Here is a 24,900-nt window from a genome sequence, read left to right as displayed (position 1 = left end):
TGGTCCGCGTCGACGCCTCTTTGCAGTACCGCCTCGTCGTCGCCAGACGGGGCGGTGTCGCGCCGGTCAGAACGGCTCCGGCGAGCCCATGAGGCGACGCATCTCCATCGCGCTGGCGAAGTCCGCTCGCGTGACGACGCGGGTCCCCTCGGGGCCGTCGACGAACGCGGCGGTCGCCCGGCCGGTGTCGAGTTCGACGAGGGCGTCGAACGCCGGCGTCTCCGCGGCGAACCGCGGGAGGTCGGTCTCCATCAGGTCGGTGACGCTGTCGGCCTCGCGCTGGGCCTTGGACAGCGCTCGGAAGTCCGCGACGGTGACGACTCCGACCACGTCGCCGCCGCGCGTGACCGCGAACTCGGTCCGACGGTCGGCGAACATCCGGTCGACCAGGTCCTCGACGGTCGCGTCCGCGTCGATGGTCGCTTCGAGCGGACTCGCAACGTCGTCGACGGTCATGCCTTCGAGCAGCGCGGCGAGCGCGACGGACCGGGACTCGCTCGCGGCCGCGCCGTAGACGAACAGCGCGAGCAACAGCAGCATCGGGCTGATCGAGAGGACGCCGACCACGGCGAACAGCACGGCGAACCCGGTCCCGATGCGGGACGCGATCCGGGTCGCCACGGCGTAGGGCCGGTTCCGTGACAGCAGCGCCCGCAGGACCCGGCCGCCGTCCATCGGGAACGCCGGCAGCATGTTGAACACGGCCAGCAGGAGGTTCGTGACCGCCAGCCAGCCGACGAGGAACAGCGTCACCTGCGCGCTGGCCGGGATGGCGAACAGCGCGGCGTAGCAGGCGACGCCGACGAGGACGCTGACCGCGGGACCCGCGAGCGCGATGACCAGTTCGCGGTTCCACTCCTTGGGCATGGCTTCGAGGCTGGCGAGGCCGCCGAGGATCCACAGCGTGATCGACTCGACGCGCAGCCCGTACCGCATCGCCGCCCAGGCGTGCCCCAGCTCGTGCAGAGCGACGCTGACGAACAGTCCCACCGCCGCGGCACCCCCGATGAACCACGGCATCGAGCCCGCCGTCAATCGACCCAGGTCCAGCGACACGCCGGCGAGTCCGCTCACGATGCCCGCGTACACCTCGATCTGCGCCCCGCTTCCGATAATCCAGGCCAGGACCGGCAGGAAGACCAGCAGCGAGATGTTGACTCGGATCGGGATGCCCCAGACCGTCGTGATGTGGAAGTTTCGCACGCCGGAATCGACAGGCGGACTGGAGTTATATCTTCGGCCCGCTGACGCCGACGAGTAGCTGACTTATTCAGGGTGTAGCCCGTACGGAGCACAATGACGATTCGACACGACGGGCTCACCGTCGACTGGCTCGGCTACGCCACGCTCCGCTTCGCCGGGGAGCGCGACGTGGTGTACGTCGACCCGGGCCGGTACGGCGTCCTCACCGGCGAGTGGGAGCCCCACGTCGACGGCATCGGCCACCCGCCCAGCAGCGACTACCGGGCGGGAGACGGGGACGTGGTCTGTGTCACCCACGTCCATCACTACGACCCGGACGGCATCGAGCGCGTGGCGAGCGACGACGCGACCATCGTCGCCTACGAAGGCATCGACGAGCGCGTCGGCGACCGCGACCTCCCGCCCATCTCCTCGCTCGGGTACGAGGTCGTCGAGGTGGGAATGAAGTCGCAGGTCACCGTCGACGACGTGCCCATCTGGTCGACGCCGGCGTACAACGAACCGGACGGTCCGCACACGCTCCCGGACGGGACGCCGTACCACCCCGAGGGGTTCGGCTGCGGCTTCATGATCGCGCTCGACGGAACCAGGGTGTTCTATCCCGGCGACTCGGACGTGCTCCCCGGCCATCGGACGCTCGACGTGTCGCTGCTGTGTCCGCCAATCGGCCCGCGGGCGACGATGGACCGCCACGAGGCCGCCGCGCTGGCCGCGACCGTCGAACCGGACCTCGTCCTGCCGGTCCACTACAACACCTTCTCGAACCTCGAAGCCGACTCCCGGGAGTTCGCCGCGGACGTGGCCGAGGCCGGCGTGCCGGTCGTGCTGGACGAGCAGTGACAGCGGCCCCGCAATTGGGTCACCCGTCTTCGAGCCACTCGCCTCGCTCTCGGTGGGCGTCGGCGACCGCCCCGATATCCTCGGCGTCGAGGACGCCCCGCTCCGTGACGACGGTCACCGCGTCCGCCGGCGTCACGTCGAACGTCGGGTTCGCCACGTCGACGGCGGCGTCGCCGTCGTACACCTCCGTGGGGTCGCGGTCCTCGCGCTCCCAGTCGGCGGACGGCGCGACCTTGTCCGTGGCACAGACCGCGTAGCAGTCCGCGCCCGCAGCGGCCGCCGACAGCGCCGCCGCGCGGGTCCCGACCTTGTTGACGACCCGACCGTCCGGGAGGACGCGGTCCGCGCCGACGACGAGCGTCTCGGCGTCCCACGCGGCCAGTTCGTGCCCGAAGGCCGCGTCGGTAGTCAGCGTCACCGCGGCGTCGTCGGCGAGCGCTTCGGCGACGCCGACGCCCTCCCGTCCCGGTCGCGACTCGGCGACGAGGACGGCGGAGGGTCCGGCGGCGGCGAGGACCGTCCGGACCGTTCCCGACCGCGAGAGGGTGGCGACGCGGTCGCCGACGTGGTCGGCGGCCACGGCCGCGGCGACCCCGTCCGCGCTCACGGCGTCCGTCAGCGCCTCGGTCGCCGCCCGCTCGACCGCAGACGGCGTGCGGTCGGCGACGGCGTGCATCGCGCGGTCGACGCGGTTGGCGACCACGACCATCGAGGGGCGGGCCTCGCGGAGCGCGCGGGCGAGGGTCGCGAGCGCGCCCCAGTCGTCGCCGGCGCGCTCTGCCGTCTCCAGTTCGTCTGCTCGCCCGGTCGCCGCGAGAGCGGCCTCGTCCCGGAGGACTTCGAGCGCTCGCAACGAGATCCACGCGGAGCCGTGCGTGCGATCCTCGCGGACCGTCGCGACACGGGGCCGAACCCGGTCGTAGGAGGTCCACAGCCGCGGCACCGTCTCGCGGCGCAGTATCTCGGGCGGGTGGACCCACGCCGTCTCCGTCGTCTCCTCGTTGGCCCGCACGTCGCGGGAGGCACAGTCGAACAGGAACGGGTGGACGACCCACCGGGTCCCGCGGTCGGCGTCCTCGACGGGAAACGGTGCTCCCCGACGGAGCAGCGCGACCGCGTCGCCGAGCCCGGTCTCCTCCTGAATCTCCGCCTGTGCGGCCGCCTCCGGCTCCCGGTCGCGACCGTCGTCGTCGGCGACGTGGCCCGCGACGCCGCCCCACCGGCCCGCGTACGACCCCACGGCGTCGCTCCGGCGCAACAGCAACACCTCGCCCTCGCTGCGCAGGAAGCAGGTGACGACGGCGCGTTCGTCCATGCGAGCGCGAACGACCCGGCGGAGCAAGAAAGTGCGGTCCGCGGCGACCGTGCCGGCGCTACAGCGCGTCGAGCAGACGGTCCACGTCGTCGGCCGTGTTGAACACGTGGACCGACGCTCGCACCGCCCCGTCCGGGAACGGCAGTTGGCGGGCGACGATTCCCTCGTCGGCGAGGCGCTCGACCGTCGCGTCGGGGTCGTCGACGGCGAACGTCACGAGTCCCGACTCGTACTCGCGCGGGCTCAAGAGCCGGTCGCCGAGGCCGTCTTTGAGTCGGTCGGTCAGCCGCTCGACGCGGGCCTCTACGGTGTCGAGACCGACCGCCTCGATGGTCTCGACTGCGGTGGCGAGCGCGACGTAGGGGACTGGCGACGTAGTCCCGACCTCGAAGCGGCGCGCGCCCTCGTGGTACGCGTAGTCGTCGGCTGTCGGTTCCTCGACGCTCCGGTAACCGATGCGGGTCTGCTGGAAGCGGTCGTAGGCGTCCGGGTCGACGTAGAGGAGCCCGCCGCCCCAGACGCCGAGCAGCCACTTGTGGCCCGCCGCCGCGACGAAGTCCGCGCCCCACTCGGTCACGTCGACGGGGTGCTGGCCGACGGACTGGACGGCGTCGACGAGCACCTGGGCGCCCGCCTCGTGCGCGATGTCGACGACCTCCGGGACCGGGAATCGAGTCCCATGGGTCCAGGTGAGCGAACTCAGCGTCACGAGCCGGGCGTCCGCGACGGCCGCTCGAACGTCGTCGAGGTCGAGTCGGCCGCCCTCGGTCTCCACGACGCGGACCTCGACGTCGTGGGTGTCGGCCAGGCGGTCCCACGGGAGCGACCCGGCCGGGTGTTCGAGGTCGGTTCGGACGACCACGTCCCCGGGTTGCCAGTCGATCGCGCCGGCGACGAGGTTCACGCCGTCGGCCGTGCTCTGGGTGAACGCGACGGTCTCGGCGTCGGTTCCGAGATGATCGGCGACGACCTCGCGGGCCCCCGTCATCGCGTCCCAGGCGACGGTGTAGGGTCCCTCGCCGCACGGGGCCTCGAAGGCGTGGCGTTCGAGAAACGCCGTCGCGCTATCGACGACCGGACGCGGCGTCGGGCCGCTCGCGCCAGTGTTGAAGTAGGTACAGCGGTCGAGCGCCGGAATCGACGCCCGAAGTTCGGCTGGCTCCATACCGCTCCAGTGGGCCGCCGGCGACTTCAGCCCTGCGCGCCGCGCACTGTCACGGTCGATCGGGTCCAAATAAACCAGACACCAACTGTCTTCAGTTTATTCACGCAACCGCATTTAGTCGGTGTTTAAGAATTGTTGCGTATCACAACCCCTATCGGTTATTACTCTCATATTTGTATTCGCTATCTGTGTCACCGGATTCGGACGCGTCGCGGTGAACCGCGGTTCAGTCCTGCTGGCACTCACAGCCGCCCTGCTCGAAGAAGTCGGCGACGGCGTACTGGCTGCCGCAGGACTGACAGAGCACCTGCGCGTCGAGGAACACCTCGAACTCGTCGATGTCGATGCGGCCGGTGTCGCGCAGTTTCTCGATACGCTGGTCGGTGACCGACAGCGTCCGCGTCAGGAGCCGCTGGATGCTCTCTAGGTCCTTCTCGATCTTCTCGTCGTCCGAGAGCCCCTGGTACTCCGCGCCGCGCCACTCCTTGAGGTACGAGCGGATCGCCTGGTAGGTGACGAAGTCCGTCTCCAGATCGTCCACGTCGATGCCGTTCCGTTCGAGTCGGTTGCGCGTGTCCGTCCGAACACCGGTGCTGATGTCGTCACTGGTGAGGTTCTCGTAGGTCGATTCGACGTCGCTCTCGAGGGCGCTCATGCCGGCGTCGACCAGGGATCGCTCCAGCAGTCGCTTGTTGAAGAACTCCGCGAGGTCTCGAAGGCTCATCCGCTCCTCGCCGTCGCCGGTCCAGCGCGCTTCCATCTCCGCGCCCAGACCGTCGAGGTCGTACTCGTCGATGAGCCGGGCGACCTTGCTCGACGGTCGCCCGTCTGTCGTGTCTGCCATCTCTCGTCACCACGTACGTGAACCGGAAGTAAAAGGTGTTGGGGTTAGATCGAGGTGATGCGGCTGTAGTCGTCGTCGAGCGCCTGCGCGTCCTCGGGCAGCAGAGCGACGACGAGGTGCTCGGCGTAGTCGGCGAAGTAGTCGACGAGTTCGGCGATACGCGCCGAGTCGATGGCCTCCAGCGAGTCCAGCAGCATGAACGGAACCGACTCGTGGAGGTCGTGGACCAGGTAGCCCGCCAGCGCGAAGATGAGTCCCGTCACCTCGCGCTCGCTCTCGCTCAGGTGCTCGATGGTGTCCTCGTAGGCCGCGCCGTTCTCAGTGGTCCGGACGATGTGGAGTTCGAACACCGTTCGGTCGACCTTCTGGCGGCCCTCGCGGACGGTCTGCTCGACGCGCTCGATCCAGATGCGTTCGAGGTTCTGGTACTCGAGGATGCCGAGGATGGCGTCCATGTGCTCGTTGAACTGCTCGACGGCGTTGGCCTCGATCTGGTCGATCTTCGTCCGCTTGTCGGTGAGCTGGTCGACCAGTTCGTCGCGCTCCTCGCGGAGGTCGTCGGCGCGGTCGACCATCGCCTCGATCTCCTCGATTTCCTCCGTCACGTCGTCGAGGTCGGACTCCAGACTGTCGATCTCGAACTCGAGCTGGTTGGCCTCCCGGTGGAGCGAGAGGATCTCGTCGAAGTCCTCGGATTCGAGGTTGTCGACCTCGTTCTCGAGGGCTTCGACCTCGTCGGTCAGCTCCTCGCGGCGGTCTTTCAGCGACGAGACCTGTTCGTCGCGGCGCTCGATCTCCGTCTCGGTCTCCTGGATCTTGCGCTCGACGTTCTCGCGGCGTCGCTGTTTCTTCTCGGCCTCGCGCTGGTCGGCCTTCAGGTCGTCGAGGTCGGACTTGATCTCGTTCAAGTCCTCGACCTTCTCCCGGCGGAGGTCCTGCAGTCGGTCGACGGTGTCCTCGATCTGCTCGCGGTCGACGGTCGAGCCACACGTCCAGCAGACGACGGACTCCTCGTCGTCGCCGCCGAGCAACTGCTCCGTCACCGCGCCGTCCGCCTCCTCCGACGCGTCTTCGAGGGACTGGATCACGTCGTAGTCTTCCTCTTCCAGTCGCTCCTCGTTGTACTGGATGAGGCTCTGGAGGTCGGAGATCTCGCCGTTCAGCGTCTGTCGCTGCTCCCGGAGGCGGGCGATCTCCTCGTCGAGGTGCTGCTGGTCGCCCATCGGCGTGTCGGGCAGCTCGTCCAGTTCGTCTTCGAGATCCGCGAGCTCGCGTTTCAGCGACGAGATGCTCTCTTCCTGGGTCTCGATGTCTCGGCGGACGGATTCGAGGTCCGACCGCGTCGACCGGAGCTCGTCGAGTTTCTCTTCGAGAACGTCCTGCTCCTGACGGCTCTCCTCGATGTCGCGGCTGCTGTCGTCGATCTCCTCCTCGCGTTCCGCGAGCTCCGCGCGCTTGTCCTCGATCTGCTCGCGGATGTCGGTACGGCGCTGTTCGAGGTCGGGGAGGTCGCGCTGGCGGGATTCGATCGTGGCGAGTTCGTCGTTGATCTCGCCCTTCTCGCGCTCCAGGCGCTCGACTTCCGTTCGGATTGCGTCGATGTCGACCGGCCGCATGATGATTTCGCGGAGGTCGTCGCCGCGGGCGACGGACCGGCGCGCCTCGTTGGTCTCCAGCAGGAACGCGAACAGGTCGGCGACCTCCGGGTCGTCGAGGTAGCCCTCACCGCTGAACTGGACGGCGTTGCCGGCTCGCGTCAGCGTACGTTCGTACTGTTCGCCCTGGTAAGAGAAGGCCACGTGGCCTTCCTCCGCGTCGCCTTTGAGCGTCGCCTGCTTGCTCCCCATCGCGGCCATGATCGACTGCAAGAACGAGGTCCGGTTCGTCGCGTTCTTCCCGGTCAGAACCGTCACTCCCGGAGGGATATCGACCGACGTCTCGTCGATTCCACCGATGTGTTCCACATCGAAGTGGGCGATGCTAGATTCCTGCTGTGATTCTGGCATTATACGGCCCATTGTCGCACAACGTATAAAAATGGTTCCATTCACCCGAACGTCTGGCGGCGAGCGGGCGGCTACGCGGGGCTCGCGTTCAGGAACGTCGGATAGCGTTCGGAATAACATCTGTACCAATATTATTCTCCGGCCGCCAACGGGTCGCTCGCCGGCGGATTTTTGTCTGAGCGCGAAATGTATTTTCCTTGCGTCTCATAACCTGTTTCGAACATATATCGCTAAAATATGAAAACGCATAAGATGGGTGCGTTAGAATACGTATCTATGACTCGATACGAAACGCTGCTCGAAGTCGAACTCGACGAGTGGGACGACGGATACGGCGTCCTGCAGGTCGTCAAACCGGACTACAGCGACACCGCCGAGCTCCGGTTCTGCTATTTCAACGACGACGGGAAGTTCACGAACCGGCCGCTGACCCTTCGACCGGACGAGAACGTGCTCGACCGGACGACGAAGATGGTCGAGAACCTCGGCTACGTGGCCCGGACCTTCGACCCGGACGAGATCCGCGAACTCGTGGACACCCTCGGCGAGGAGCGGGTCATCGAACTCGCACAGCTCGTGGACACCCTCGGCGAGGCGCGGCTGGCCGAGATCCTCGGTGACTGAGCGATGAGCGACGCCCATCCGCTCGTGACGGTCGAGACCGTCGTCCTCGTCGGCATCGGGGGATTCGCCGGGTCGAACCTCCGGTACTTCGTCGGCCTCGTGCTGCCGGGCCTCCAGGGAACGCTGCTCGTCAACGCGCTCGGGAGCTTCGCACTCGGCGTCCTCCTCTACGAGGCGCTGCAGGTCGGCGTGCTGGCGAGCGAGACGAAACTGGCCGCCTCGACGGGGTTCATCTCGTCGTTCACCACCTACAGCACGTTCGCTGTCGAGACCGTCACCTCGCCGGAGTGGGCGCTGGCGAACGTCGTCGGGAGCTACGCGCTCGGGTTCGCCGGCGTCCTGGCCGGACGGACGGTCGTCCACCGGCTCATGGGCGGTGAGCGCTGATGGTCGCCGTCGACCCCGGGCACCTGGTCGGGACCGGCGGCGCGCTCGGCGCGCTCGGTCGCTACTACCTGACACAGGCCGTCCAGCGGGAGACGTTCCCGCTGGGGACGCTCTCGGTGAACGTCCTCGGGAGCTTCGCGCTCGGCCTGCTCACGTTCGCCGGCGCGACCGGCGACGCGGCGCTCCTCGTCGGCGTCGGTGCCTGCGGCTCGTTCACCACGTTCTCGTCGTTCTCGTTCGAGACGGTGCGGCTGTGGGAGGACGGCTACGTCGCGCTGGCGGCGCTCAACGCCGTCGGCAATCTCGTCGGGGCGCTGGCCGCCGTCGGCCTCGCGTGGGCCGTCCTCTATCTCCTGTGACGGACGTTCGGCGTCCACTACGACGATTCCTCGGCGTCACTCCGAGACTGGCGTCGCGCCGGGCAATCGCTGGAGCACGCCCTCCAGCCGGTCGCCCACGTCATCCGCGAACGGATCGAGGGCCGGGTTCTCCGTGACCGACAGCATCACGCTCGGGTCGATCGCGCTCACGCCGACGTGGTCGTCGGTCTCGAAGACGACGACGTTACACGGGAGCAACGCCCCGAGCTCGATCTCCTCGCTCATCGCCTGGTGAGCGAGCGACGGATTGCACGCCCCGAGGATGCGGTACTTGCGGAACTCCTCGCCAAGCTTCTCTTTCAGCGTGGCCTGCACGTCGATGTCACAGAGGACGCCGAACCCCTCTTCGGCCAGTTCGTCCTGGACCGCCGCGACGATCTCGTCGAACTCGCCGTCGACCCGGTATCGGATGGTGTAAGGAGCCATACGGGCGACCCGACGGCCGGAGCCGAATTAAATCCCGCCGTCGGTCCGGGTGGTCGCGGACGGCCGGTCGCTCGCCCGCGGCGATCCGCCCCCGTGGGTAGTCTCGCGCTCGCGAACGGTCACGCGGTGGACGGACTCGGTCGCGTCGTCCACGACGAGCGCCTCGCCGGTGTCTGTCGGCAGGCGAGACGCGAAATCGCCGTCGAGGTACGTCGGACGCGCCGCCCGGAGCGCGTCGACGTCTGCCGCGCTCGTCAGCCGGTGGGCGATCAGCACGTCCGCCTGCGAGATTGCCGTGGACGGGAGAGAACTCGGCCGCTGTGTCGCCAACACGACGCTGACGCCGGGCTGACGGCCGCGCGTCAGGAGTCGTCGGAGCGGGCGGGCCGCGACCCCGTCGGTGAAGGCGTGGGCCTCGTCGACCAGTAGCCAGGGAAGCCGCGCCGTCTCGCCGCCGACCCGCGCGTCGTACAGCGCGGTCGCGACGGCCGACAGCACCGCGCCCGCCGGCCTGGTGTCGAGGCCGGCTACGTCGACGACAGTCAGGTCGCCGCCGCACAGGTCCGACACCGAGAGCCCGTCGGGGTCGAAGACGTCCCACGACGCCGCGAGCGAGAGGAGGTTCTCAGCGGCTCGGCGGGTCGCATCGGCCGCCGGTGCGGCCGCGATCCACTCGCCCATTCCGTCGAGGGTCGCACGCTCGCTCGCCGCTCGCCAGACCAGCGCGCCGGCGGCCCGCTCGGGGTCGAGGCCGAGCACGGTACACCACTGCCGCGGCCCGAGCGCGTCGGCGCACACCCGGGGGTCGACCACCGTCGCCGGCACGTCCGCGTCGGCGAGCGGCGCGAACGCGCCCATCGGGTCGACGACCACCGGCGCGATACCGTCGGCCGCGAGCAGTCCCTCGGCGAGCACGCCGAGCGTGTACGTCTTTCCGGAGCCGCGCTTGCCGACGACGAGTCCCGCGTGCGGACAGTCGAGGTCGAAGTCGACCGCCGCACCGCGACTCCCGTCGCGCGCCCGGTAGTACCCGAGGCGCCCCGCCGGTCCGTTCGCCCCTTCGCGGCCCCGCGGCTTTCGCCGCTCGCCAGTATCGAGGTGACTCGCTTCGTCCGCCCCCTCGCGACCGATGACGACCATGCCGGCGCTGGTCCCGTCCCGGTACGTGAACCTTCGGCCGAGGGTTCAAGTACGAGTCCGGGACCAGGCCCGGCTATGTCAGACTCGCTGTGGCGCGACGAGCGCGCGATCGAAGGCCTGCCGATCCGTCTGGTCATCGCTCTGGTGGTCGGCGTCGCCTGTCTCTCCGTGATGATGAGCACGATTTCGGGCATCGAGACGCTCCAGGTGACCGAAGTGGACGTCGAACCGGCCCCCGAAGTAACGACGCCGGGGACGCAGAACGTGACCGTCACCGTCGTCGACTCGAAGGGGTCGCCGGTGTCGGGCGCGACGGTCGTCGCCAAGAGCGGGACGGCGACGCTCGACGGCGTGAGGACCGGCGAGACGAGCGCCGCCGGGAACGCGACGCTCTCGCTGTCGCCGTCGCTCGGCTCGAACCAGCAGGACGGGACGGTCGTCTTCGAGGTGAAACCGCCCGCGGGAAGCAGCTACGAGGACGCGCGGTCGAACACCGACCTGTTGGTCGTCGAATCGACCTAGTCGTCCCAGTCGATCCACTCCTGCTCCCAGCCCGCGCGGGACTGCGCCGCGCGGCGGGCGTGCTCGCGGTCCTCGCGGTGGGTGCGATTGCGCTCGACGGTGTCGGCCTGCTCGCCCTCGACGAGCATCGGCTGGAAGGCCACGGTCCCGAGCCGCTCGGTCGAGCCGTCGGCCTCGACCACGGCCAGCGACTGCTCGCCGGTCCCGAGCGGCATCACTAGCTGGCCGTCGTCCGCCAGTTGCCGGACGAGCGCTCGCGGCGGGTCGACCGCGGCCGCTTCCAGCAGGATGCGGTCGTACGGCGCGTACTCCGGGAGGCCCTCGGCCCCGTCGCGGCGGTCGACGAGCACGGCGTCGTAGCCCGACCGCGCGAGGTTCTGCCGGGCCTCGACGACCAGCCGTCGGGTGATGTCGATGGCCTGGACGTTCGCGGCCCCGACGCGCTCGGCCAGCACGGCGGCCGTGTACCCGACGCCGGCCCCGACCACGAGCACCTCGTCGTCCTCCTCGGGAGCCAGCGCCTCCAGTAACCGGGCGGCGGTGCTGGGCGAGAGCACGCGCGTCCCGAGCCGTTCGAACGGCCGATCCGAGTAGGCGTGGTCTTCGCCGACGAACGCCTCGCGCGGGACGGCGCGCATCGCCGCCGACAGCCAGGCGCTCTGGACGACGCCCTTGCTCTCGTGTTGCAGGCTGTCGACCATGTCACCGCGCAGTACCGCCGGGTCCATATCCGAGGTTCCCGCCGGAGCTATATCAATTACGCGCCACGCACCGGCGGGCGTCACCTGTGCCAGTCACGGGCGCGGATCGGCCGCCGAGAATCACTGCAGCGGGACGAACCGAACACTTCCGTGGTCTTCGCGGGCGAGCGTGCCGTCCGCTCGCTTGCACGCCCGAACGAGCGTCTGGGTCCCGTCACCGAGCGGTGCGAGCAAGTACCCGTCGGTCCGTGTCTGCTCGACCAGCGACGGCGGGAAGTCGGGGGCCGCACACGTCAGATAGACACGGTCGTACGGCGCGTGCTCCGGCCAGCCCCGCTTGCCGTCCCCGGCCCGGACCGACACGTCGCCGTAGCCGGTCTCGGCCAGTGTCTCCCGGGCCCTCGACGCCAGCGACTCGTGGTACTCGACGCTGTAGACGTTCTCGGTGCCGACGAGTTCGGCCGTGACGGCCGCGTGGTACCCACAGCCCGTCCCGACTTCGAGGACCGTGTCGCCGGGAGAAAGGGCGAGCAGGTCGGCCATGATCGCGACCATGTGCGGGGCCGAGATGGTCTGTCCCTCGCCGATGGGGAGCGGCCGGTCGGCGTAGGCGTTCCGACGCGTTCGCTCGGGAACGAACCGGTGGCGCGGGACGCGATTCATCGCATCGAGAACCGCCTCGTCGGACACCCGCTCTCGCAGGTGGGTTACCAGCCGCGAGCGCTCGCGGTCCCAGTCGACCATCCTACCACGCCGACCACGCCGTCGTCGACTCGTCGCGCACGTACAGCCGGTTGATGTCCTTTGCAATCGCCGAGTCGCCGTCGTGGTCCATGTTCTGGTGGTCGTAGCCGGTGGCGTCGTCGCGGACGTGGATCCCTTCGACGGTGAACTCCTCGTCGCCGAACTCGTCCGTCTCGCCGACGACGAAGTCGTAGTCGCCGGGGACGTGGAGCTTGAAGCTCTCGGTCTCGTCGTGGCGGCCGTCCTTCGGGTGCATCGTGACGTTGACCGCGACGTTCCCGACCGCGCGGGACCAGATCGTCTCGACGTCGCTGGCCGTCGCGTCGTCCTCCCGGCCGTCGTCGGTCTCCAGACTGGTGATGCGTGCGGTCACGACGGCCTCCTCGGTCTCCAGCAGGAACTCCTCGCCCACGGCGAGGTCCTCCTCGGCCGGCACGTCGACCGTCGCGGTGAAGGAGTCGCCGTCCTGCGAGACGACGACCTTGCGCTCCAGCGTCTCGTCTTCGGGGAGCTGTTCCTTGTGGACGTGGTCGCAGTCCGTACAGCGAACCGTCACGTGGCCGCCGGGCTTGAGCACCTCGTGGACGGTCTCCAGATCGGGTGAACAGGCCGGGCACGGCAGGGCGATGCGTTCGCCCGGTGTCGCGTCAGTCATACCTCCGAGTTGATGACGCTCCCGTAAATGGTCGTCGCCACGGCCCTGTTCGTGGTTCGGCCTCGCACGGCGTTGGTCGCCGCTGCGGGGCACGAGCGGTCACCCACTATTTTAGAATGCGGTACCGAACGTCGGGGTATGTCCCTCCTACGGAATCGGTTCGGACTCGCGAGCGCCGCGGTCGTCGCCCTGACGGCGGTCGGTGGAATCGCGGTCTGGCCACGCCTCCCCGCCAAGACGGCGATCCACTTCTCGGCGTCCGGGACGCCGGACATCTACGTCTCGAAGTCGGTCGGAGTCGCACTGCTCCCGGCGGTTATGGCGCTGACGCTCCTGATACTCGACGCCGCGTTCCGTCTCGATCCGCCCGCAACGCCGCGCATCGGCGGAGTCGTCGCCGTCGCGACCATGGCGTTCATGGGTTCGATTCACGGGCTGGTGCTCGGGTGGAACCTCGGCTACGCGGTGCCGTTCGACCTCGTCCTCGTCGGCTCGCTGGTCTGGGCGCTGGCGTTGGTCGCGTACGCGGTCCGTGCGGAGCGTCGGACCACGGCGTGAGCCACGGTCGCCGTTCGCGGTTTCACCCCTCACTCAGCACGTGGAGGTGAAACGTCTCCGGCGCACGGCCCCTGTCAGTCGCCGTTCGCTTGTGGGAGGTCTACGACCTCCCCCTGTTCGCGGCTCGCAACGCTCGCCGCTCACTCTGCACGTGGAAGTTTCACTTCCACGCCGTCCGCGTACACGGTCGGCTGTTTCAGAATCCCGTCGAGGTGGATCGGCGCGTGCACGTCGCCGCCCATCGCGTGGTCGTCGCCGATGGCGATGTGGACCGTGCCGCCGGCCTTCTCGTCCAGCAGGACGGAGCCGACGAGTTCGGACACGGCGACGTTCGTCCCGATGCCGAGCTCGGCGAGGTTGTAGGCGTCGCGGCCGACCTCTTCGGCGGCCGCTTCGACCTCCGAGCGGATGTCCGGGTCGTCGATGTCCGTGACGTAGCCGCCCTCGACCTCGAAGGCCAGGAGTCGACCGTCGAGTTTGCCGTGGGGGCGCATCGTCCCGTCGACGACGAACGTGCCGTCGGCGGTCTCCGGCGCGAGAAAGACCTCGCCCGCAGGGAGGTTCGACATCTCGCCGGCCTCGTGGACGATGCCGGTGTCGAGGTGCCACTCGCGGTCGCCGACGCCGAAGGTGATGTCCGTCCCCTGGGGAGACGTGACGCGGATCTCCGCGGCGTCTTCGACCTGTTCGAGGACGGCCTCGCAGTGGCGTTCGATCGACTCGTAGTCCGCGTCGAGGCCCATCAGGAACACGCCCTCGCTGATGCCGGGAAGCGTCGCGACGCGTGCGCCGGCCTCGTTGGCCTCGGTCCGGGCCTCGGTGTGGCTCAGGCTCTTGGTCGTCGGCGCGAGTACCACGTCGGCGGTCTTCATCGCGCCGGCGACGGGTGCGGGCGGCTCCTCGCCGTGCTGGTCGCCCGGCGGGTAGCGCACGAAGGCCGCGTCGTCGGTGATCTCGGCGGCCACGCGGTACAGCGCCTCGCCGATGGCCTTGCGCTGGTCGTCGGTCACAACCGCACACGACTCGTCGGGTTGGAGGTTCATGCACTGCCGGACGGCCGTTTCGGCGGGAACGCGGAGCGACGAATTGTCCATACCGATGGTGCGTACTCACGCTGAATAACTCTTGATGGAGGCGCGCAGGCCCAGCGACGATTCAGCGCCCAGAGCGCCGTCAGCGGCCGTTGTGGCAAAAGTTGACATCCGTCGGTGGTACAACTATCTGAGTTAATTTCTTCAAATTTTAATCACAAAGAATATACTCTCCCCGAAGAAATGAAGTCGTATGCTCCACGTGGGCATCAACGGCTTCGGCACCATCGGGAAACGCGTCGCTGACGCGGTGCGTGTCCAGCCAGATATGACTGTCGCGGGCGTCGCGAAGCGCTCGCCGAACTTCGAGGCAACTATCGCACACGACCGCGGGTACGACCTCTACGCCGCCGACGGACGCGAACCGTTCGCGGAGGCCGACCTCGCGACCGCCGGCACGGTCCACGACCTCATCGAGACGAGCGACGTGGTCGTCGACACGACGCCCGGCGGGGTCGGTGCGGCCAACGCTCCCCTCTACGCCGAGCACGACACACCGGCCATCTTCCAGGGCGGTGAAGACCCCGACGTGGCCGACGTGAGCTTCAACGCACGCGCCAACTACGACGACGCCGTCGGCGCGGACACGGCCCGCGTGGTCTCATGTAACACGACGGGACTCTCGCGCCTGCTGGCCCCGCTCAGGGAGTCCTACGGCGTCGAGAAGACGCGCGTCACGCTCGTCCGCCGCGGCGCGGACCCCGGCCAGACCGGCCGCGGCCCCATCAACGACACGCTGCCGGACCCCGTCACGATCCCTTCGCACCACGGGCCCGACGTCCAGACCATCTTCCCCGACCTCGACATCGACACGATGGGGATGAAGGTGCCGACGACGCAGATGCACACCCACAGCGTCAACGTCACGCTGGAGAGCGAACCGAGCGCGGAGGAGGTCACGTCGCTGCTCGCCGACGAGTCGCGCCTGTTCCTCATCCCGGAGACGCTCGGCATCGACGGCGCGGGGAAACTCAAGGAGTACACGCGCGACGCCGGCCGGCCCCGCGGCGACGTGTGGGAGAACTGCATCTGGGCGGAGTCCATCACGGTCCAGGGCCGCGACCTCTACCTGTTCCAGGCCATCCACCAGGAGGCCGACGTGGTCCCGGAGAACATCGACGCCGTCCGCGCGCTCTCAGAGCGGACCGCGAGCGCCGAGAAGAGCATCCGTCGCACGGACGAGGCCCTCGGCGTCGGCCGCGGCCTCGTCGAACACGAAGGCAGCCCACAGCCCGTCGACAGTCACGCCGACGACTGAGCCCCCGATCGCCGTTAGCCCAGTTCGTGGAACTCGATCTCGCCCGTCTCCGTCGAGAGCGTCGCGACGGAGAACGCCTCCGGAGCCGGTGGAATCGAGATGCCGCCGGGGTTGATTCTGACCGTTCCCTCGCGCGTCTCTGAGCCGCGCTCGTGGGTGTGGCCGTGGAGGACGTAGTCGTAGGTGCCACAGTCGACCAGCGCGTCGACCACGGGGCCGCTCGTGCCGTGGTACACCGCGACCTCGTGACCGTCCAGCGTGAGTTCGCCCATCTCCCCGAAGTACGTCCCGAACTCCGCGACCGTCGACTGGACGGCCCACTCGCCGTCGTTGTTGCCCCGGACGGCGTAGAACGACCAGTCGCCGTCGAAGGGCGTCACCGAGAACGGGGCGACGAAGTCGCCGCAGTGGACGACCGCCTCGCAGCCGGCGTCCGCAAAGGTCTCGACCGCACGGTCGACCAGGTCCGTGTTGTCGTGCGTGTCCGAAACGATTCCGACCAGCATGAGCGGTCCGTTCGCCACCCGCGTTCTTCAACGTACTCCCGGGCGGGTGCCGACGTTCTTATCCCCGCCAGGCGCGAAGCGGGGCCAATGGCACAGGGGATTCTGGACACCATCGGCCTGCTGACGGTCGTCGTCTTCGCGGTCCCGGTCGCGCTGTTCGGGGCCGAACACCTCGTCCGCGGCGAGGTCGTCCCCGGCGTCGCCTTTCTGGCGATCGCCGTCGGGATGGTCGCCATCGAGCAGTACGTCGTGACGCCGACGGACCTCCCCGGGATGGTCGCCGAGAAGACTGTCGGCGCGGTCGTCAAGACCGACGACGAGGACGAGTAGGAACCGACTACCCCGTATCGCGCCAGCGGTCCGGGTCGTCCGCGGCGAGGTACTCCTTGAGCAGCGGGGGGAAGTTCCGCCCCTTCAGATAGCGCAGACCGAAGTCCTCGGCCCAGTTGATGATGCCCTGGTCCTCGGTGACGACGCCGGCGTCGAGTTCGCGGGCGAGGATGAGGAGGTCGAAGTCCTCGCGGGAGTCGAGCACGCCCTGCCGGAGCGTGTTCCGGTACTCGTCGCGCAGGTCCGAGATGACCTTGTCCACCTGCGTCATGTGGTCGTGTTCCTCGATCGTCTCCGCGCGAGACTCCTCGGCCTTGCGGACTGCCTTTTCCGAGACCCGGAGGCCGCGGTCGACCCGGTCTGACATCTCGTCGATGAACTCGTAGACCAGGTCGGCCGGGATCATCACCTCGTAGTGTGCGGGCGACTTCGTGATGACCCACGTGTCCAGTTTCGTCGTCACCTCGTCGCTGACCGCCCGGTCGGCGAGCATCGTCGTCAGTTCCGCCTTGATCGACGGCGGCATGTAGCAGGAGATGTTGTGGACCAGTTTCGCCTCGGAAATGAGGTCGAGCAGCTCCAGACAGGCCGAATCGAGGTCCTCGTCCGCCGTGCGAATCTCTGGCGTGAGAAACAGCGACGTGTCGAGGACGAACCGTTGCTTGAGCGGGCGGTCGACCATACCGAACGTTCGGCGGCCGGTAACTAATGCCCTCTGGCGAGTCCCGGCGGGCGGGACGCGCCAGCAGAACTTTGCATTCGTGCCAACAAATACCATGCATGGCGCGAGACTGGGCGTCGACGCTCGGCGTCGACGCAGACGCCGAGGACGTGCTGGAGCACTTCGACACCGAGTGGTTCCGCGGCCGGCGGTACCGCCACCTCGGCGACGCGCGCCACGGCATCGAGCGGGGGACGGCCCTCGTCGGCGACACGGTCGTCCGCGGCTACCCCTCGATGCCGCGCGCGCTAGTCCTCGAACCGGCGGTCGAGGTGGCGTTCGACGGCCCGGTCGCCGTCGAGGAGAAACTCAACGGCTACAACGTCAGAGTGGCGCGCGTGGACGGCGACGTGCTGGCGTTCACCCGCAGCGGCTTCGTCTGCCCCTACACTACCCGGACGGTCGAACGGCTGATGGACGCCGACGCGTTCTTCGACGACTACCCCGAGCACATGCTCTGTGGCGAACTCGTCGGGCCGGAGAACCCCTACACGAACCACGACTACGCCGAGGTCGAGACGGTCTGCTTCTCCGTGTTCGGCATCCGCCACCGCGAGACGGGGGCCCCGATGGGCGTCGAGCGACGGCGCGACGCCTGCGGGACCTACGGGTTCGACAGCGTCGCCCACTTCGGGACGTTCGCGCCGTCGGCCGCCCCCGCCGCGGCGCGCGAGCGCATCCACGACCTCAACGAGCGCGGCCGGGAAGGCGTGGTGCTGAAATCGACCGACGGACGACGAGCGCTGAAGTACACGACGAGCGCCATCCACCGGGCCGACCTGGAGCACGCCTTCGAACTCCCCTTCGAGTACGGCCGGGACTTCGTGTTCACCCGCGTCATGCGCGAGGCGTTCCAGGCCGTGGAGTTCGAGGAGTCGGACGAACGGGTCCGCGAGCGGGCACAGCGACTCGGCGAAGCCATCCTCCGGCCGGCCGTCGAGACGATCCGCTCGGTCGAGGCCGGGGAGCCGGTCGGCGAGACTCACACGATCCGCGGCGAGCCAGAAAGCATCGGGGACGTGCTGTCGTACTTCCGCGATCAGGGGCTGGAACTGCACGTCGAGCGCGACGAGCGCGACGACGGCGAGCGCGTCGTGACGTTCACGAAGGTCGCGCGGTCGACGCGGGACAAGACGACGTACTACCTCGAAGGCGGGACCATCGACGAGTAAGAGCGGGAAAACGGCGTCGCGTGGGGTTCGAGGCGGCCGGCGACGCGCTCAGTCGGCGGCGATGGTCTCGCCGGCCTCGTCGAGCAGTTCGTCGATGGAGCGGTCGCTCGGCTCGTTCTCCAGCAACACGTCGATCGGCAGCGTCGGCGCGCCGTCGACGAGGTTCTCCAGCAGGACGAGTCGCTCCCTGGCGCGGGACATCCCGACGTAGAACACGCGGCGCTCGTTGTCGGTCAGCGTCGGCACGGGACTGGTGTGCTTGGTGAACTCGTCGACGCCGGGAACCTCGATGCCCTGCTGGTCGACCGTTGCGGCCATCTGCTCGACCACCTTCTCGGTGAGGTCGGTCGCCACGAACACGTGGTCGGCCTCGCGGCCCTTCGCGGAGTGGATGGTGCCGACGCGGACGCGGTCGGTGTCCATGCCGGTGTAGTCGCCCCGGAAGTACGCGTCGACGGTACGCTCCTGGAAGTTCGTCACCTTCCGGAGCATGTCGCCCGCGGAGGCGGCGTCGGGGAGGAACGGGACGTGGTCGCGGACGACGTCGGGTTCGATCTCGAGGTCCGCGATGTCCTCGTCCTCGTGCGCCTCATCGATCTCCTCCAGCGCGTCGAAGAAGTCGTCGCGCTCGCCGGTCCCGAACGCGGAGTCGACGAGCATGTCGGCGAGCCGCCGGGCCTGGAGAACGGTGAGCGGTTCGTCGGCGTCGACGGCCTCCAGCCCGCGGACGTACTGCGTGAGCCGGTCGGTCCACATCCGCTGGTCCGTGAGACAGGAGAAGGGGATACCCTTGTCGATGAACTCGTCGATGAACTGGAACATCTGGTAGCGCGCCCGGAACAGCACCATCACGGTCTCGTCGGACTGCTCGACGGTGCTCTGGACGTTCCGCGCGAGGTCGAACATCGAGGGGTTCTGGACCGCCTCGACGCGTCCGCCCTCCTTGCGCGGATTCAGGTCTTTCTCCTGGCGCTTCTCGATGTGGCGCACCTCGCGGTTGACGACGTTGAGGATGCGCGAGGGGAGCCGGTAGGAGTTGGGCAGCACCTCGTCCTGCGTGACGGTCTCCTCGAGCAGGAGGTCGGGGTCCGCGCCCTGCCAGGCGTAGACGACCTGGTCGTCGTCGCCGGCGATGAGGACGCGCTCCATGTGGGGTTTCCACTCCTGGTAGACGTCGTACTGCAGGGTCGTGATGTCCTGGAACTCGTCGATGATGAGGTAGTCGACGTTGGGGAGCAGCGAGCGCTGGGCGACCCGTTCGAGCATGTCGGCGAAGCCGGTCAGATCGTTCTCGCCCTTGTAGGTTCGCCAGCCGCGGATGGCGGCGGGCACGTCCACGCGGTCGTCGTCGGTCGGCCACGTCGGCGTGTACTTGTTGCCTGTCTGGGCGTTGTCGTCGATCTCCGGCGGCAGCCGGACCTCCTCGTCGTCCCACTTGAACGGCACGTCGTACCAGTCGGCCACGTCGCGCCGGGTGCGCTGGAGCCACTGGCTCGTCGCGATGATCTTGTTCCCGAGCGTCGTCGAGCGGGCCGAGCGACGGCGCGAGCCCTCGTACTCGTCCTCGTAGTCGATGCCGAACTCCTCGCAGAAGGCCTCCTTGTCGTCCTCGCCGACGACGTCGCCGCGCGAGAGGTTCAGGAGCTCGTACGCCTTCGCGTGCATCGTACAGACGTTGCCGCGGAGCGCGCGCGGGGACTCCCCGAGCCGTTCGGCGAGGCGCTCGCGGATCTCTGCGGCCGCTGCGCGCGTGTACGAGACGACGAGTACGTCGCGAAAGTCGACGTCCTCCTCTTCCAGCAGTTCGTCGACACGGTCGAGCAACGCCGTCGTCTTCCCGCTACCGGGCCCACCGAACAGGCGGACAACCTCGGTGGTCGAATCAGCCATTGGACATGTAGTGGGGCCGCTGGCAGATAAACGACTTGCTTTCGTGAGCGGACGTCGGAAGTGGCGCTACCGATACAGCGAGACGTACAGCATCGAGAAGCCGATGATAAAGGGGATGGTCTCGGCCATCTGGAAGAAGATGCGGACGAGCGCCCCGGCCGAGGCGGCGCTCAGTTGGGTGATGACGCTGGAGACGGCGACGCCCATGCTGATGAACGCGAAGCCGACGAAGGCGTACTGGAGACGCTCTGAGGGGCGTTTCCGGTACGCCTGGAAACTGATGAGCGTGATCCCGAGCGTCAGTCCGAACACCACCATCCGCATCAGGACGAGCGCGCCGCGGGCGAGAGCGACGCCGTCAGTTTGCACGGTCGGACCTCGCGGGCAGTAGGAGCGTCATTCGGGATTCAGTTCGTCCCAGAGCTGGCTGAATCGGTCCGGGAGGTTCTCCTCTCGGTAGATACGGACCTTGTACTCTTCGTCTTCGAGTGAGATGACCGTCGACTCGAAGTTGGACTCGTACACCTTGTAGTGGTTGCCGTCCTCGGCGACGAGCGTTCGGTCTGTGACGAGGTCGTACTCGTCGAGCAGTTCGATACGGCGGTACACGGTCGGGAGGGAAAGGTCGCATTCCTCGGCGAGTTCTTTCGCCGACTGCGGTTCTCGACTGATGGCGGCGAGCACGCGGCGCGCGTGCTGGTCGCCGATCGTGTCGAGAATCTCCTCAATGCTCTGTTCCTCGGCCACTATCCGTTCGTTCTCGGCGTGCTATATAAAATTTATCCAGCACTGCGGTACTTTCACGCTGAGAAAACACTGCACTATTTATATGTTCAATCACCCTGTAGCATCGAGTGCAGATCGCGTTCAGGTGAGACGATGTCCGGAGACAACCTCCGTCGCGTGACGACGGGCAAGACACAGGGCGAGACAGCCGACGAGCGACTGACCCCCCTCGTCGGGATCGAGCGCCCGCATTCGCATGACCCGCCCAGTCGTGACGCCATTCCGGAGTCGTTGTTGGCTTCGGTCGTCGACGACGTCGTCGATCGCGATATCGACGTCGACGACGGACTCGTCACACAGAGTCTGGACGAAATCCTCCTGGCGATGATCGCCGTCGCCGACGGTGGCACCCACGGTACCGGGCTGATGGAGGAACTGTCGACGCAGTTCGGTGCCGAGTTGAGTCCGGGGACAGTGTACCCCCGGCTCCACGATCTGGAAGCCCGAGACACGCTCCAGATGCACGAACTCGTCCAGACGAAGCAGTATACGATCGCTGACACCGCGACTGCGAAAGAGCGGATTCAGAACGCCGCGTATCAACACCTCGTGCTCGGGATGTTCCTCCAGTTGTCCCTCGACACGATGTGATCACGAGCGGCCCGTCGAGACCACGTATACGCCGATTGCACGACAGCGGCGCAATCGGCGTGCGGCGAAGCTCGCTGGGTCCGACACTGACCCCCCAAATCACGGTCGGCACCGCGTCGCTTGACCCCCGGCGTCGGTCGCCCGACCCTCGATTACCCACTTCCTACCGCACTACGAAACAGACTCGGTAGTACTGGCGTATTGAACCGCGAGCGCGTCGCTCGCGGCGCTGACGGCGAAGGAACACAGAAACGAAAACCGGCCCTGCCCTGTCAGTGTGCTGGTGCCCAGCCACACACCGAGCACTGGGACGCTGTCGACTCGTGAAGACCGCCGCAATCCGGGCACTGCTTCTTGTTGTAGTTCTCCTCCCATCCGGTCTCTTCCACGTCGTGACCGCGCTGGGAAAGGAACTGGTCGAACATATCGTCACTGCTCGGTGCGGACGCCATACATGATAAGGTATAGCACACCATTATATAGGTCTATTGGTATTGCGAATCATTGCCACAACATGCGGTGACACTGAACAGTCAAGTGGGGCCTGTCGCGGGACGAACCGGACCCGAACATCACCGACGGCCGTCGGGCGGTTCGGTGTCAGGGCGAACATATTCGCCTCGGCCACCAGCCGCTGAGAACGCAGAACCCCCTTCTTGGGCGGCCCAGGCGAACGATCGCACACATGGAGCTGAAACGCAAAACCATCGCGAAGGTGATCGTCGTCGCCTTCGTGTTCAATCTCGTCGTGATGGGCGCAGGCGCGTGGATCGCCTATCAAGAGGCCCCACCCATCCCCGAACGGGTCGTCGGGCCCGACGGCGAGACGATCGTGACTGACGAACAGATTCGGGACGGCAAGAAGTCGTTCCAGAAGAACGGACTGATGAACCACGGGTCGATCCTCGGCAACGGCGCGTACTACGGCGCGGACTACACCGCCGACGCGCTGGAACTGAAGACCCGGTACATGCGGTCGTACTACGCCGAGGAGCGCTACGGGACGGCGTACGACTCGCTGGCCTCGGCCGAGCAGGCCGCCGTCAACGACGTGGTCAAAGCGGACCTCGAAGGTGAGTACGGCGGCGGCCCAATCGAATACTCCGCCGCGGAACTGTACGCCCACGAGCAGGTCCGCGAGGTGTACGTCGAGCGCTACCACGAGGGGAGCCACGAGCGCGGGGTTCCCGAGGGGATGATCGAGACCGAGGAAGACGCGCGGAACTTCGCCGACTTCGCGATGTGGACGGCGTGGTTCTCCCACACCGACCGCCCCGGCGGTGAGCACTCCTACACGAACGACTGGCCCTACGAACCGGCCGCGGGCAACGACGCCACCGGCGCGGCGATGACCTGGAGCGTCATCGCCATGGTCCTGCTCGTCGGCGGGGCCGGCGGCGGCATCTGGCTGTACAAGGCCGTCGACCTCCCGGAGCCGTCCGCCGAAGGCATCTCCGTCCCCGAGCCGGGCGACGTGAGCGTCTTCCCCAGCCAGCGGTCGGCGCTGCGGTTCGTCCCGGTCGCCGCTGGGCTGTTCCTCGCACAGGTGTTGCTCGGGGGCTTGCTGGCGCACTTCTACATCGAACGCGCCGGCTTCTTCGGCGTCGAGCGGATCTTCGGCGTCCACATCCTCCAGTTGCTCCCGTTCGCGATGGCCAAGACCTGGCACATCGACCTCGGCATCCTCTGGATCGCCGCGACGTGGCTCGGCGCGGGGCTGTTCCTCCCGCCGCTGCTGACCGGCCACGAACCGAAGCGCCAGTCGACGTACATCGACGGCCTGCTGGTCGCCATCGTCGTCGTCACCGTCGGCGGCCTCGGCGGCATCTGGCTCGGCGCGAACGGCTACCTCGACGGCCAGCTCTGGTGGCTGCTGGGCAACGAGGGCCTGGAGTACCTCGAAGTCGGGAAGGTCTGGCAGGTCGGCCTGCTCGTCGGCTTCGGCCTCTGGGCCGTCCTCTCGATCCGCGGGCTGAAGCCGATGTTGGACCGCGAGCAGCCCTTCGGCCTCGCGCACATGATCCTCTACGCCGGCGGCTCCATCGCCCTGCTCTTTACCGCCGGGTTCTTCTTCACCCCGGACACCAACATCGCCGTCACGGAGTTCTGGCGCTGGTGGGTCGTCCACATGTGGGTCGAGGGGGCCTTCGAGTTCTTCATCGTCGCCATCGTCGGCCTGACGCTGGTGTCGATGAACCTCCTCGAACGCAAGAGCGCCGAGAAGGCGGTCATGCTCCAGGCCCTGCTGGTGATGTCTACGGGCGTCATCGGCGTCTCGCACCACTACTGGTGGGTCGGGATGCCCGACATGTGGGTCCCCATCGGAAGCGTCTTCTCGACGCTCGAACTCATCCCGCTGGTGTTCATCCTCTACGAGGCCATCGGCCAGTACCGGGCGATGACCGAGACCGGTGGGTTCACCTACAAGCTCCCCTTCATGTTCATCGTCGCCAGCGGGGTCTGGAACTTCGTCGGGGCCGGCGTGCTGGGGTTCTTCATCAACCTCCCGCTCATCAACTACTACGAGCACGGGACGTACCTCACCGTCGGCCACGCCCACGCCGCGATGTTCGGGGCATTCGGTTTCCTCGCGCTGGGAATGGTCACGTACATGCTCCAGCTCTCCATCAAGCCCGAGCGCTGGGACGCGTCCTGGCTCCGCGGGGCGTTCTGGTGCTGGAACGTCGGCCTCGCGCTGATGGTGTTCGTCTCCGTCCTCCCGGTCGGCTTCCTCCAGTTAGAGGCCGCCTTCACCGGGAGCTACGCCGCCGCCCGTAGCGTGGCGTTCTACGAGCAGCCGCTCGTCCAGACGCTGTTCTGGGCGCGGCTGCCCGGCGACACGCTCATCATCGTCGGCACGGCGCTGTACGCCGCCGACCTGGTCCGCAAGCGGTTCGTCCTCCGGCAGTCCGAGGACGACCCGAGCGTCGACGACATGGCGGTCGCCGAGGGCGTCCTGAGCGACGATTAGGGCACGCCCGCGGGCCGCGACGGGTCGGCCCACCACCACTACTTATGCGGTTTCGGGACAGACGCTCGTGAGAC

The 24,900-nt window shown here is 67.8% G+C and carries 28 protein-coding genes; 11 read left to right on the top strand and 17 right to left on the bottom strand.

All coding sequences use genetic code 11. From position 1 onward, the window contains the following. Window positions 1-66: 66 nt before the first annotated feature. Complete coding sequence (locus GM656_RS17670) at window positions 67-1,203, bottom strand: site-2 protease family protein (protein ID WP_162415025.1); 1,137 nt, start codon at window positions 1,201-1,203, stop codon at window positions 67-69. Window positions 1,204-1,296: 93 nt separating this feature from the next. Here GM656_RS17670 and GM656_RS17665 point away from each other — a divergent pair, with 93 nt between their 5' ends. After that, window positions 1,297-2,043, top strand: coding sequence for an MBL fold metallo-hydrolase (locus tag GM656_RS17665; protein WP_162415024.1), 747 nt, complete (start codon window positions 1,297-1,299; stop codon window positions 2,041-2,043). Window positions 2,044-2,062: 19 nt separating this feature from the next. Here the strand turns inward: GM656_RS17665 and GM656_RS17660 are convergent, their stop codons facing one another. The 4 genes from GM656_RS17660 to GM656_RS17645 form a co-directional block, all read right to left on the bottom strand. Continuing rightward, complete coding sequence (locus tag GM656_RS17660; RefSeq protein WP_162415023.1) at window positions 2,063-3,358, bottom strand: NUDIX domain-containing protein; 1,296 nt, start codon at window positions 3,356-3,358, stop codon at window positions 2,063-2,065. 58 nt (window positions 3,359-3,416) lie between these two features. Then, window positions 3,417-4,523, bottom strand: coding sequence for an aminotransferase class V-fold PLP-dependent enzyme (locus GM656_RS17655; RefSeq protein ID WP_162415022.1), 1,107 nt, complete (start codon window positions 4,521-4,523; stop codon window positions 3,417-3,419). A gap of 226 nt (window positions 4,524-4,749) precedes the next feature. Then, window positions 4,750-5,367: a rod-determining factor RdfA gene (gene rdfA, locus GM656_RS17650; protein ID WP_162415021.1), complete on the bottom strand. Its 618-nt coding sequence runs from the start codon at window positions 5,365-5,367 to the stop codon at window positions 4,750-4,752. 44 nt (window positions 5,368-5,411) lie between these two features. Next, window positions 5,412-7,373, bottom strand: coding sequence for an archaea-specific SMC-related protein (locus tag GM656_RS17645; protein ID WP_162415020.1), 1,962 nt, complete (start codon window positions 7,371-7,373; stop codon window positions 5,412-5,414). Between the two features lie 276 nt (window positions 7,374-7,649). On the opposite strand from GM656_RS17645, the gene GM656_RS17640 reads away from it, so the two are divergent. From GM656_RS17640 to crcB, 3 genes are read left to right on the top strand one after another with little or no spacing between them, the layout of a single operon-like run. Continuing rightward, window positions 7,650-7,997, top strand: a complete 348-nt coding sequence (locus GM656_RS17640) for a hypothetical protein (RefSeq protein ID WP_162415019.1) — start codon at window positions 7,650-7,652, stop codon at window positions 7,995-7,997. Window positions 7,998-8,000: 3 nt separating this feature from the next. Next, on the top strand, window positions 8,001-8,384 hold the full coding sequence (locus tag GM656_RS17635; protein ID WP_162415018.1) for a fluoride efflux transporter FluC: 384 nt from the start codon (window positions 8,001-8,003) through the stop codon (window positions 8,382-8,384). Beyond that, complete coding sequence (crcB, locus tag GM656_RS17630) at window positions 8,384-8,743, top strand: fluoride efflux transporter CrcB (RefSeq protein WP_162415017.1); 360 nt, start codon at window positions 8,384-8,386, stop codon at window positions 8,741-8,743. The genes GM656_RS17635 and crcB overlap by 1 nt, the downstream gene beginning before the upstream one ends. 36 nt (window positions 8,744-8,779) lie before the next feature. Here the strand turns inward: crcB and GM656_RS17625 are convergent, their stop codons facing one another. Then, complete coding sequence (locus tag GM656_RS17625) at window positions 8,780-9,190, bottom strand: DUF302 domain-containing protein (protein ID WP_162415016.1); 411 nt, start codon at window positions 9,188-9,190, stop codon at window positions 8,780-8,782. A gap of 27 nt (window positions 9,191-9,217) precedes the next feature. After that, window positions 9,218-10,330 carry an ATP-binding protein gene (locus GM656_RS17620; protein ID WP_162415015.1) on the bottom strand — a complete coding sequence of 371 codons (1,113 nt, stop codon included), beginning with the start codon at window positions 10,328-10,330 and terminating at the stop codon, window positions 9,218-9,220. A 75-nt stretch (window positions 10,331-10,405) separates the two neighbouring features. On the opposite strand from GM656_RS17620, the gene GM656_RS17615 reads away from it, so the two are divergent. Beyond that, window positions 10,406-10,852, top strand: coding sequence for a DUF7382 domain-containing protein (locus GM656_RS17615; RefSeq protein WP_162415014.1), 447 nt, complete (start codon window positions 10,406-10,408; stop codon window positions 10,850-10,852). Here GM656_RS17615 and GM656_RS17610 read toward each other — a convergent pair. The 3 genes from GM656_RS17610 to GM656_RS17600 form a co-directional block, all read right to left on the bottom strand. Continuing rightward, entirely contained in the window at window positions 10,849-11,580 is a 732-nt protein-coding gene (locus GM656_RS17610; RefSeq protein WP_162415013.1) for a protein-L-isoaspartate O-methyltransferase family protein, read from the bottom strand. The two genes, GM656_RS17615 and GM656_RS17610, sit on opposite strands and share 4 nt — an antisense overlap. A 93-nt stretch (window positions 11,581-11,673) precedes the next feature. After that, window positions 11,674-12,297 (bottom strand): protein-L-isoaspartate(D-aspartate) O-methyltransferase, encoded by a 624-nt coding sequence (locus GM656_RS17605; protein ID WP_162415012.1) that lies wholly within the window; start codon window positions 12,295-12,297, stop codon window positions 11,674-11,676. 1 nt (window position 12,298) lies between these two features. After that, a complete protein-coding gene (locus GM656_RS17600; protein WP_162415011.1) occupies window positions 12,299-12,952 on the bottom strand; it encodes an HVO_0476 family zinc finger protein in 654 nt (217 codons plus the stop codon). A 138-nt stretch (window positions 12,953-13,090) separates the two neighbouring features. Between GM656_RS17600 and GM656_RS17595 the strand changes: the two genes are divergently transcribed. Further along, complete coding sequence (locus GM656_RS17595; protein WP_162415010.1) at window positions 13,091-13,510, top strand: DUF1648 domain-containing protein; 420 nt, start codon at window positions 13,091-13,093, stop codon at window positions 13,508-13,510. Between the two features lie 140 nt (window positions 13,511-13,650). Here the strand turns inward: GM656_RS17595 and GM656_RS17590 are convergent, their stop codons facing one another. Then, window positions 13,651-14,604 (bottom strand): aminopeptidase, encoded by a 954-nt coding sequence (locus GM656_RS17590; protein ID WP_162415009.1) that lies wholly within the window; start codon window positions 14,602-14,604, stop codon window positions 13,651-13,653. Window positions 14,605-14,794: 190 nt separating this feature from the next. Between GM656_RS17590 and GM656_RS17585 the strand changes: the two genes are divergently transcribed. Next, window positions 14,795-15,859, top strand: coding sequence for a type II glyceraldehyde-3-phosphate dehydrogenase (locus tag GM656_RS17585; RefSeq protein ID WP_162415008.1), 1,065 nt, complete (start codon window positions 14,795-14,797; stop codon window positions 15,857-15,859). 14 nt (window positions 15,860-15,873) lie between these two features. Here the strand turns inward: GM656_RS17585 and GM656_RS17580 are convergent, their stop codons facing one another. Continuing rightward, a complete protein-coding gene (locus tag GM656_RS17580; RefSeq protein WP_162415007.1) occupies window positions 15,874-16,365 on the bottom strand; it encodes a metallophosphoesterase in 492 nt (163 codons plus the stop codon). A gap of 87 nt (window positions 16,366-16,452) precedes the next feature. Between GM656_RS17580 and GM656_RS17575 the strand changes: the two genes are divergently transcribed. After that, window positions 16,453-16,695 carry a DUF7533 family protein gene (locus GM656_RS17575; RefSeq protein ID WP_162415006.1) on the top strand — a complete coding sequence of 81 codons (243 nt, stop codon included), beginning with the start codon at window positions 16,453-16,455 and terminating at the stop codon, window positions 16,693-16,695. Window positions 16,696-16,702: 7 nt separating this feature from the next. Here GM656_RS17575 and GM656_RS17570 read toward each other — a convergent pair whose 3' ends face one another. Next, complete coding sequence (locus GM656_RS17570) at window positions 16,703-17,377, bottom strand: RNA ligase partner protein (protein WP_162415005.1); 675 nt, start codon at window positions 17,375-17,377, stop codon at window positions 16,703-16,705. Window positions 17,378-17,475: 98 nt separating this feature from the next. Here GM656_RS17570 and GM656_RS17565 point away from each other — a divergent pair, with 98 nt between their 5' ends. Beyond that, complete coding sequence (locus GM656_RS17565) at window positions 17,476-18,588, top strand: RNA ligase (protein WP_162415004.1); 1,113 nt, start codon at window positions 17,476-17,478, stop codon at window positions 18,586-18,588. A 48-nt stretch (window positions 18,589-18,636) separates the two neighbouring features. Here the strand turns inward: GM656_RS17565 and GM656_RS17560 are convergent, their stop codons facing one another. The 3 genes from GM656_RS17560 to GM656_RS17550 all read right to left on the bottom strand — a co-directional run bounded on the left by GM656_RS17560 (window position 18,637) and on the right by GM656_RS17550 (window position 21,225). After that, a complete protein-coding gene (locus tag GM656_RS17560; RefSeq protein ID WP_162415003.1) occupies window positions 18,637-20,478 on the bottom strand; it encodes a UvrD-helicase domain-containing protein in 1,842 nt (613 codons plus the stop codon). 66 nt (window positions 20,479-20,544) lie between these two features. After that, the gene (locus GM656_RS17555) at window positions 20,545-20,802 is read right to left on the bottom strand and encodes a DUF7521 family protein (protein ID WP_162415118.1); all 258 of its coding nucleotides are present in this window, start codon (window positions 20,800-20,802) and stop codon (window positions 20,545-20,547) included. A gap of 72 nt (window positions 20,803-20,874) precedes the next feature. Beyond that, window positions 20,875-21,225 (bottom strand): ArsR/SmtB family transcription factor, encoded by a 351-nt coding sequence (locus GM656_RS17550; RefSeq protein ID WP_004515333.1) that lies wholly within the window; start codon window positions 21,223-21,225, stop codon window positions 20,875-20,877. Between the two features lie 132 nt (window positions 21,226-21,357). On the opposite strand from GM656_RS17550, the gene GM656_RS17545 reads away from it, so the two are divergent. After that, window positions 21,358-21,855, top strand: a complete 498-nt coding sequence (locus tag GM656_RS17545) for a helix-turn-helix transcriptional regulator (protein ID WP_162415002.1) — start codon at window positions 21,358-21,360, stop codon at window positions 21,853-21,855. 272 nt (window positions 21,856-22,127) lie between these two features. On the opposite strand, the gene GM656_RS17540 is transcribed toward GM656_RS17545, so the two are convergent. Continuing rightward, window positions 22,128-22,307, bottom strand: a complete 180-nt coding sequence (locus GM656_RS17540; RefSeq protein ID WP_162415001.1) for an HVO_0416 family zinc finger protein — start codon at window positions 22,305-22,307, stop codon at window positions 22,128-22,130. 233 nt (window positions 22,308-22,540) lie between these two features. Here GM656_RS17540 and GM656_RS17535 point away from each other — a divergent pair, with 233 nt between their 5' ends. After that, entirely contained in the window at window positions 22,541-24,826 is a 2,286-nt protein-coding gene (locus tag GM656_RS17535; protein ID WP_162415000.1) for a nitric-oxide reductase large subunit, read from the top strand. Window positions 24,827-24,900 lie beyond the last annotated feature (74 nt).

It is taken from the genome of Haloarcula salina (assembly GCF_010119195.1).
GTDB lineage: Archaea > Halobacteriota > Halobacteria > Halobacteriales > Haloarculaceae > Haloarcula > Haloarcula salina.
Note: the sequence above shows the minus strand (reverse complement) of the source record. Positions and strands in the feature narration are given on the sequence as shown.

What these genes read in the sequence shown, in the direction of transcription:
- GM656_RS17660 (WP_162415023.1), bottom strand. Translation starts at nt 3,358, where the DNA reads ATGGACGAACGCGCCGTCGTCACCTGCTTCCTGCGCAGCGAGGGCGAG.
- GM656_RS17540 (WP_162415001.1), bottom strand. Translation starts at nt 22,307, where the DNA reads ATGGCGTCCGCACCGAGCAGTGACGATATGTTCGACCAGTTCCTTTCC.
- GM656_RS17625 (WP_162415016.1), bottom strand. Translation starts at nt 9,190, where the DNA reads ATGGCTCCTTACACCATCCGATACCGGGTCGACGGCGAGTTCGACGAG.
- GM656_RS17555 (WP_162415118.1), bottom strand. Translation starts at nt 20,802, where the DNA reads ATGCGGATGGTGGTGTTCGGACTGACGCTCGGGATCACGCTCATCAGT.
- GM656_RS17640 (WP_162415019.1), top strand. Translation starts at nt 7,650, where the DNA reads ATGACTCGATACGAAACGCTGCTCGAAGTCGAACTCGACGAGTGGGAC.
- GM656_RS17580 (WP_162415007.1), bottom strand. Translation starts at nt 16,365, where the DNA reads ATGCTGGTCGGAATCGTTTCGGACACGCACGACAACACGGACCTGGTC.
- GM656_RS17645 (WP_162415020.1), bottom strand. Translation starts at nt 7,373, where the DNA reads ATGCCAGAATCACAGCAGGAATCTAGCATCGCCCACTTCGATGTGGAA.
- GM656_RS17585 (WP_162415008.1), top strand. Translation starts at nt 14,795, where the DNA reads ATGCTCCACGTGGGCATCAACGGCTTCGGCACCATCGGGAAACGCGTC.
- GM656_RS17615 (WP_162415014.1), top strand. Translation starts at nt 10,406, where the DNA reads ATGTCAGACTCGCTGTGGCGCGACGAGCGCGCGATCGAAGGCCTGCCG.
- GM656_RS17535 (WP_162415000.1), top strand. Translation starts at nt 22,541, where the DNA reads ATGGAGCTGAAACGCAAAACCATCGCGAAGGTGATCGTCGTCGCCTTC.
- GM656_RS17595 (WP_162415010.1), top strand. Translation starts at nt 13,091, where the DNA reads ATGTCCCTCCTACGGAATCGGTTCGGACTCGCGAGCGCCGCGGTCGTC.
- GM656_RS17635 (WP_162415018.1), top strand. Translation starts at nt 8,001, where the DNA reads ATGAGCGACGCCCATCCGCTCGTGACGGTCGAGACCGTCGTCCTCGTC.
- GM656_RS17575 (WP_162415006.1), top strand. Translation starts at nt 16,453, where the DNA reads ATGGCACAGGGGATTCTGGACACCATCGGCCTGCTGACGGTCGTCGTC.
- GM656_RS17665 (WP_162415024.1), top strand. Translation starts at nt 1,297, where the DNA reads ATGACGATTCGACACGACGGGCTCACCGTCGACTGGCTCGGCTACGCC.
- GM656_RS17590 (WP_162415009.1), bottom strand. Translation starts at nt 14,604, where the DNA reads ATGGACAATTCGTCGCTCCGCGTTCCCGCCGAAACGGCCGTCCGGCAG.
- GM656_RS17560 (WP_162415003.1), bottom strand. Translation starts at nt 20,478, where the DNA reads ATGGCTGATTCGACCACCGAGGTTGTCCGCCTGTTCGGTGGGCCCGGT.
- GM656_RS17605 (WP_162415012.1), bottom strand. Translation starts at nt 12,297, where the DNA reads ATGGTCGACTGGGACCGCGAGCGCTCGCGGCTGGTAACCCACCTGCGA.
- GM656_RS17600 (WP_162415011.1), bottom strand. Translation starts at nt 12,952, where the DNA reads ATGACTGACGCGACACCGGGCGAACGCATCGCCCTGCCGTGCCCGGCC.
- GM656_RS17570 (WP_162415005.1), bottom strand. Translation starts at nt 17,377, where the DNA reads ATGGTCGACCGCCCGCTCAAGCAACGGTTCGTCCTCGACACGTCGCTG.
- GM656_RS17655 (WP_162415022.1), bottom strand. Translation starts at nt 4,523, where the DNA reads ATGGAGCCAGCCGAACTTCGGGCGTCGATTCCGGCGCTCGACCGCTGT.
- GM656_RS17620 (WP_162415015.1), bottom strand. Translation starts at nt 10,330, where the DNA reads ATGGTCGTCATCGGTCGCGAGGGGGCGGACGAAGCGAGTCACCTCGAT.
- crcB (WP_162415017.1), top strand. Translation starts at nt 8,384, where the DNA reads ATGGTCGCCGTCGACCCCGGGCACCTGGTCGGGACCGGCGGCGCGCTC.
- GM656_RS17610 (WP_162415013.1), bottom strand. Translation starts at nt 11,580, where the DNA reads ATGGACCCGGCGGTACTGCGCGGTGACATGGTCGACAGCCTGCAACAC.
- GM656_RS17565 (WP_162415004.1), top strand. Translation starts at nt 17,476, where the DNA reads ATGGCGCGAGACTGGGCGTCGACGCTCGGCGTCGACGCAGACGCCGAG.
- rdfA (WP_162415021.1), bottom strand. Translation starts at nt 5,367, where the DNA reads ATGGCAGACACGACAGACGGGCGACCGTCGAGCAAGGTCGCCCGGCTC.
- GM656_RS17545 (WP_162415002.1), top strand. Translation starts at nt 21,358, where the DNA reads ATGTCCGGAGACAACCTCCGTCGCGTGACGACGGGCAAGACACAGGGC.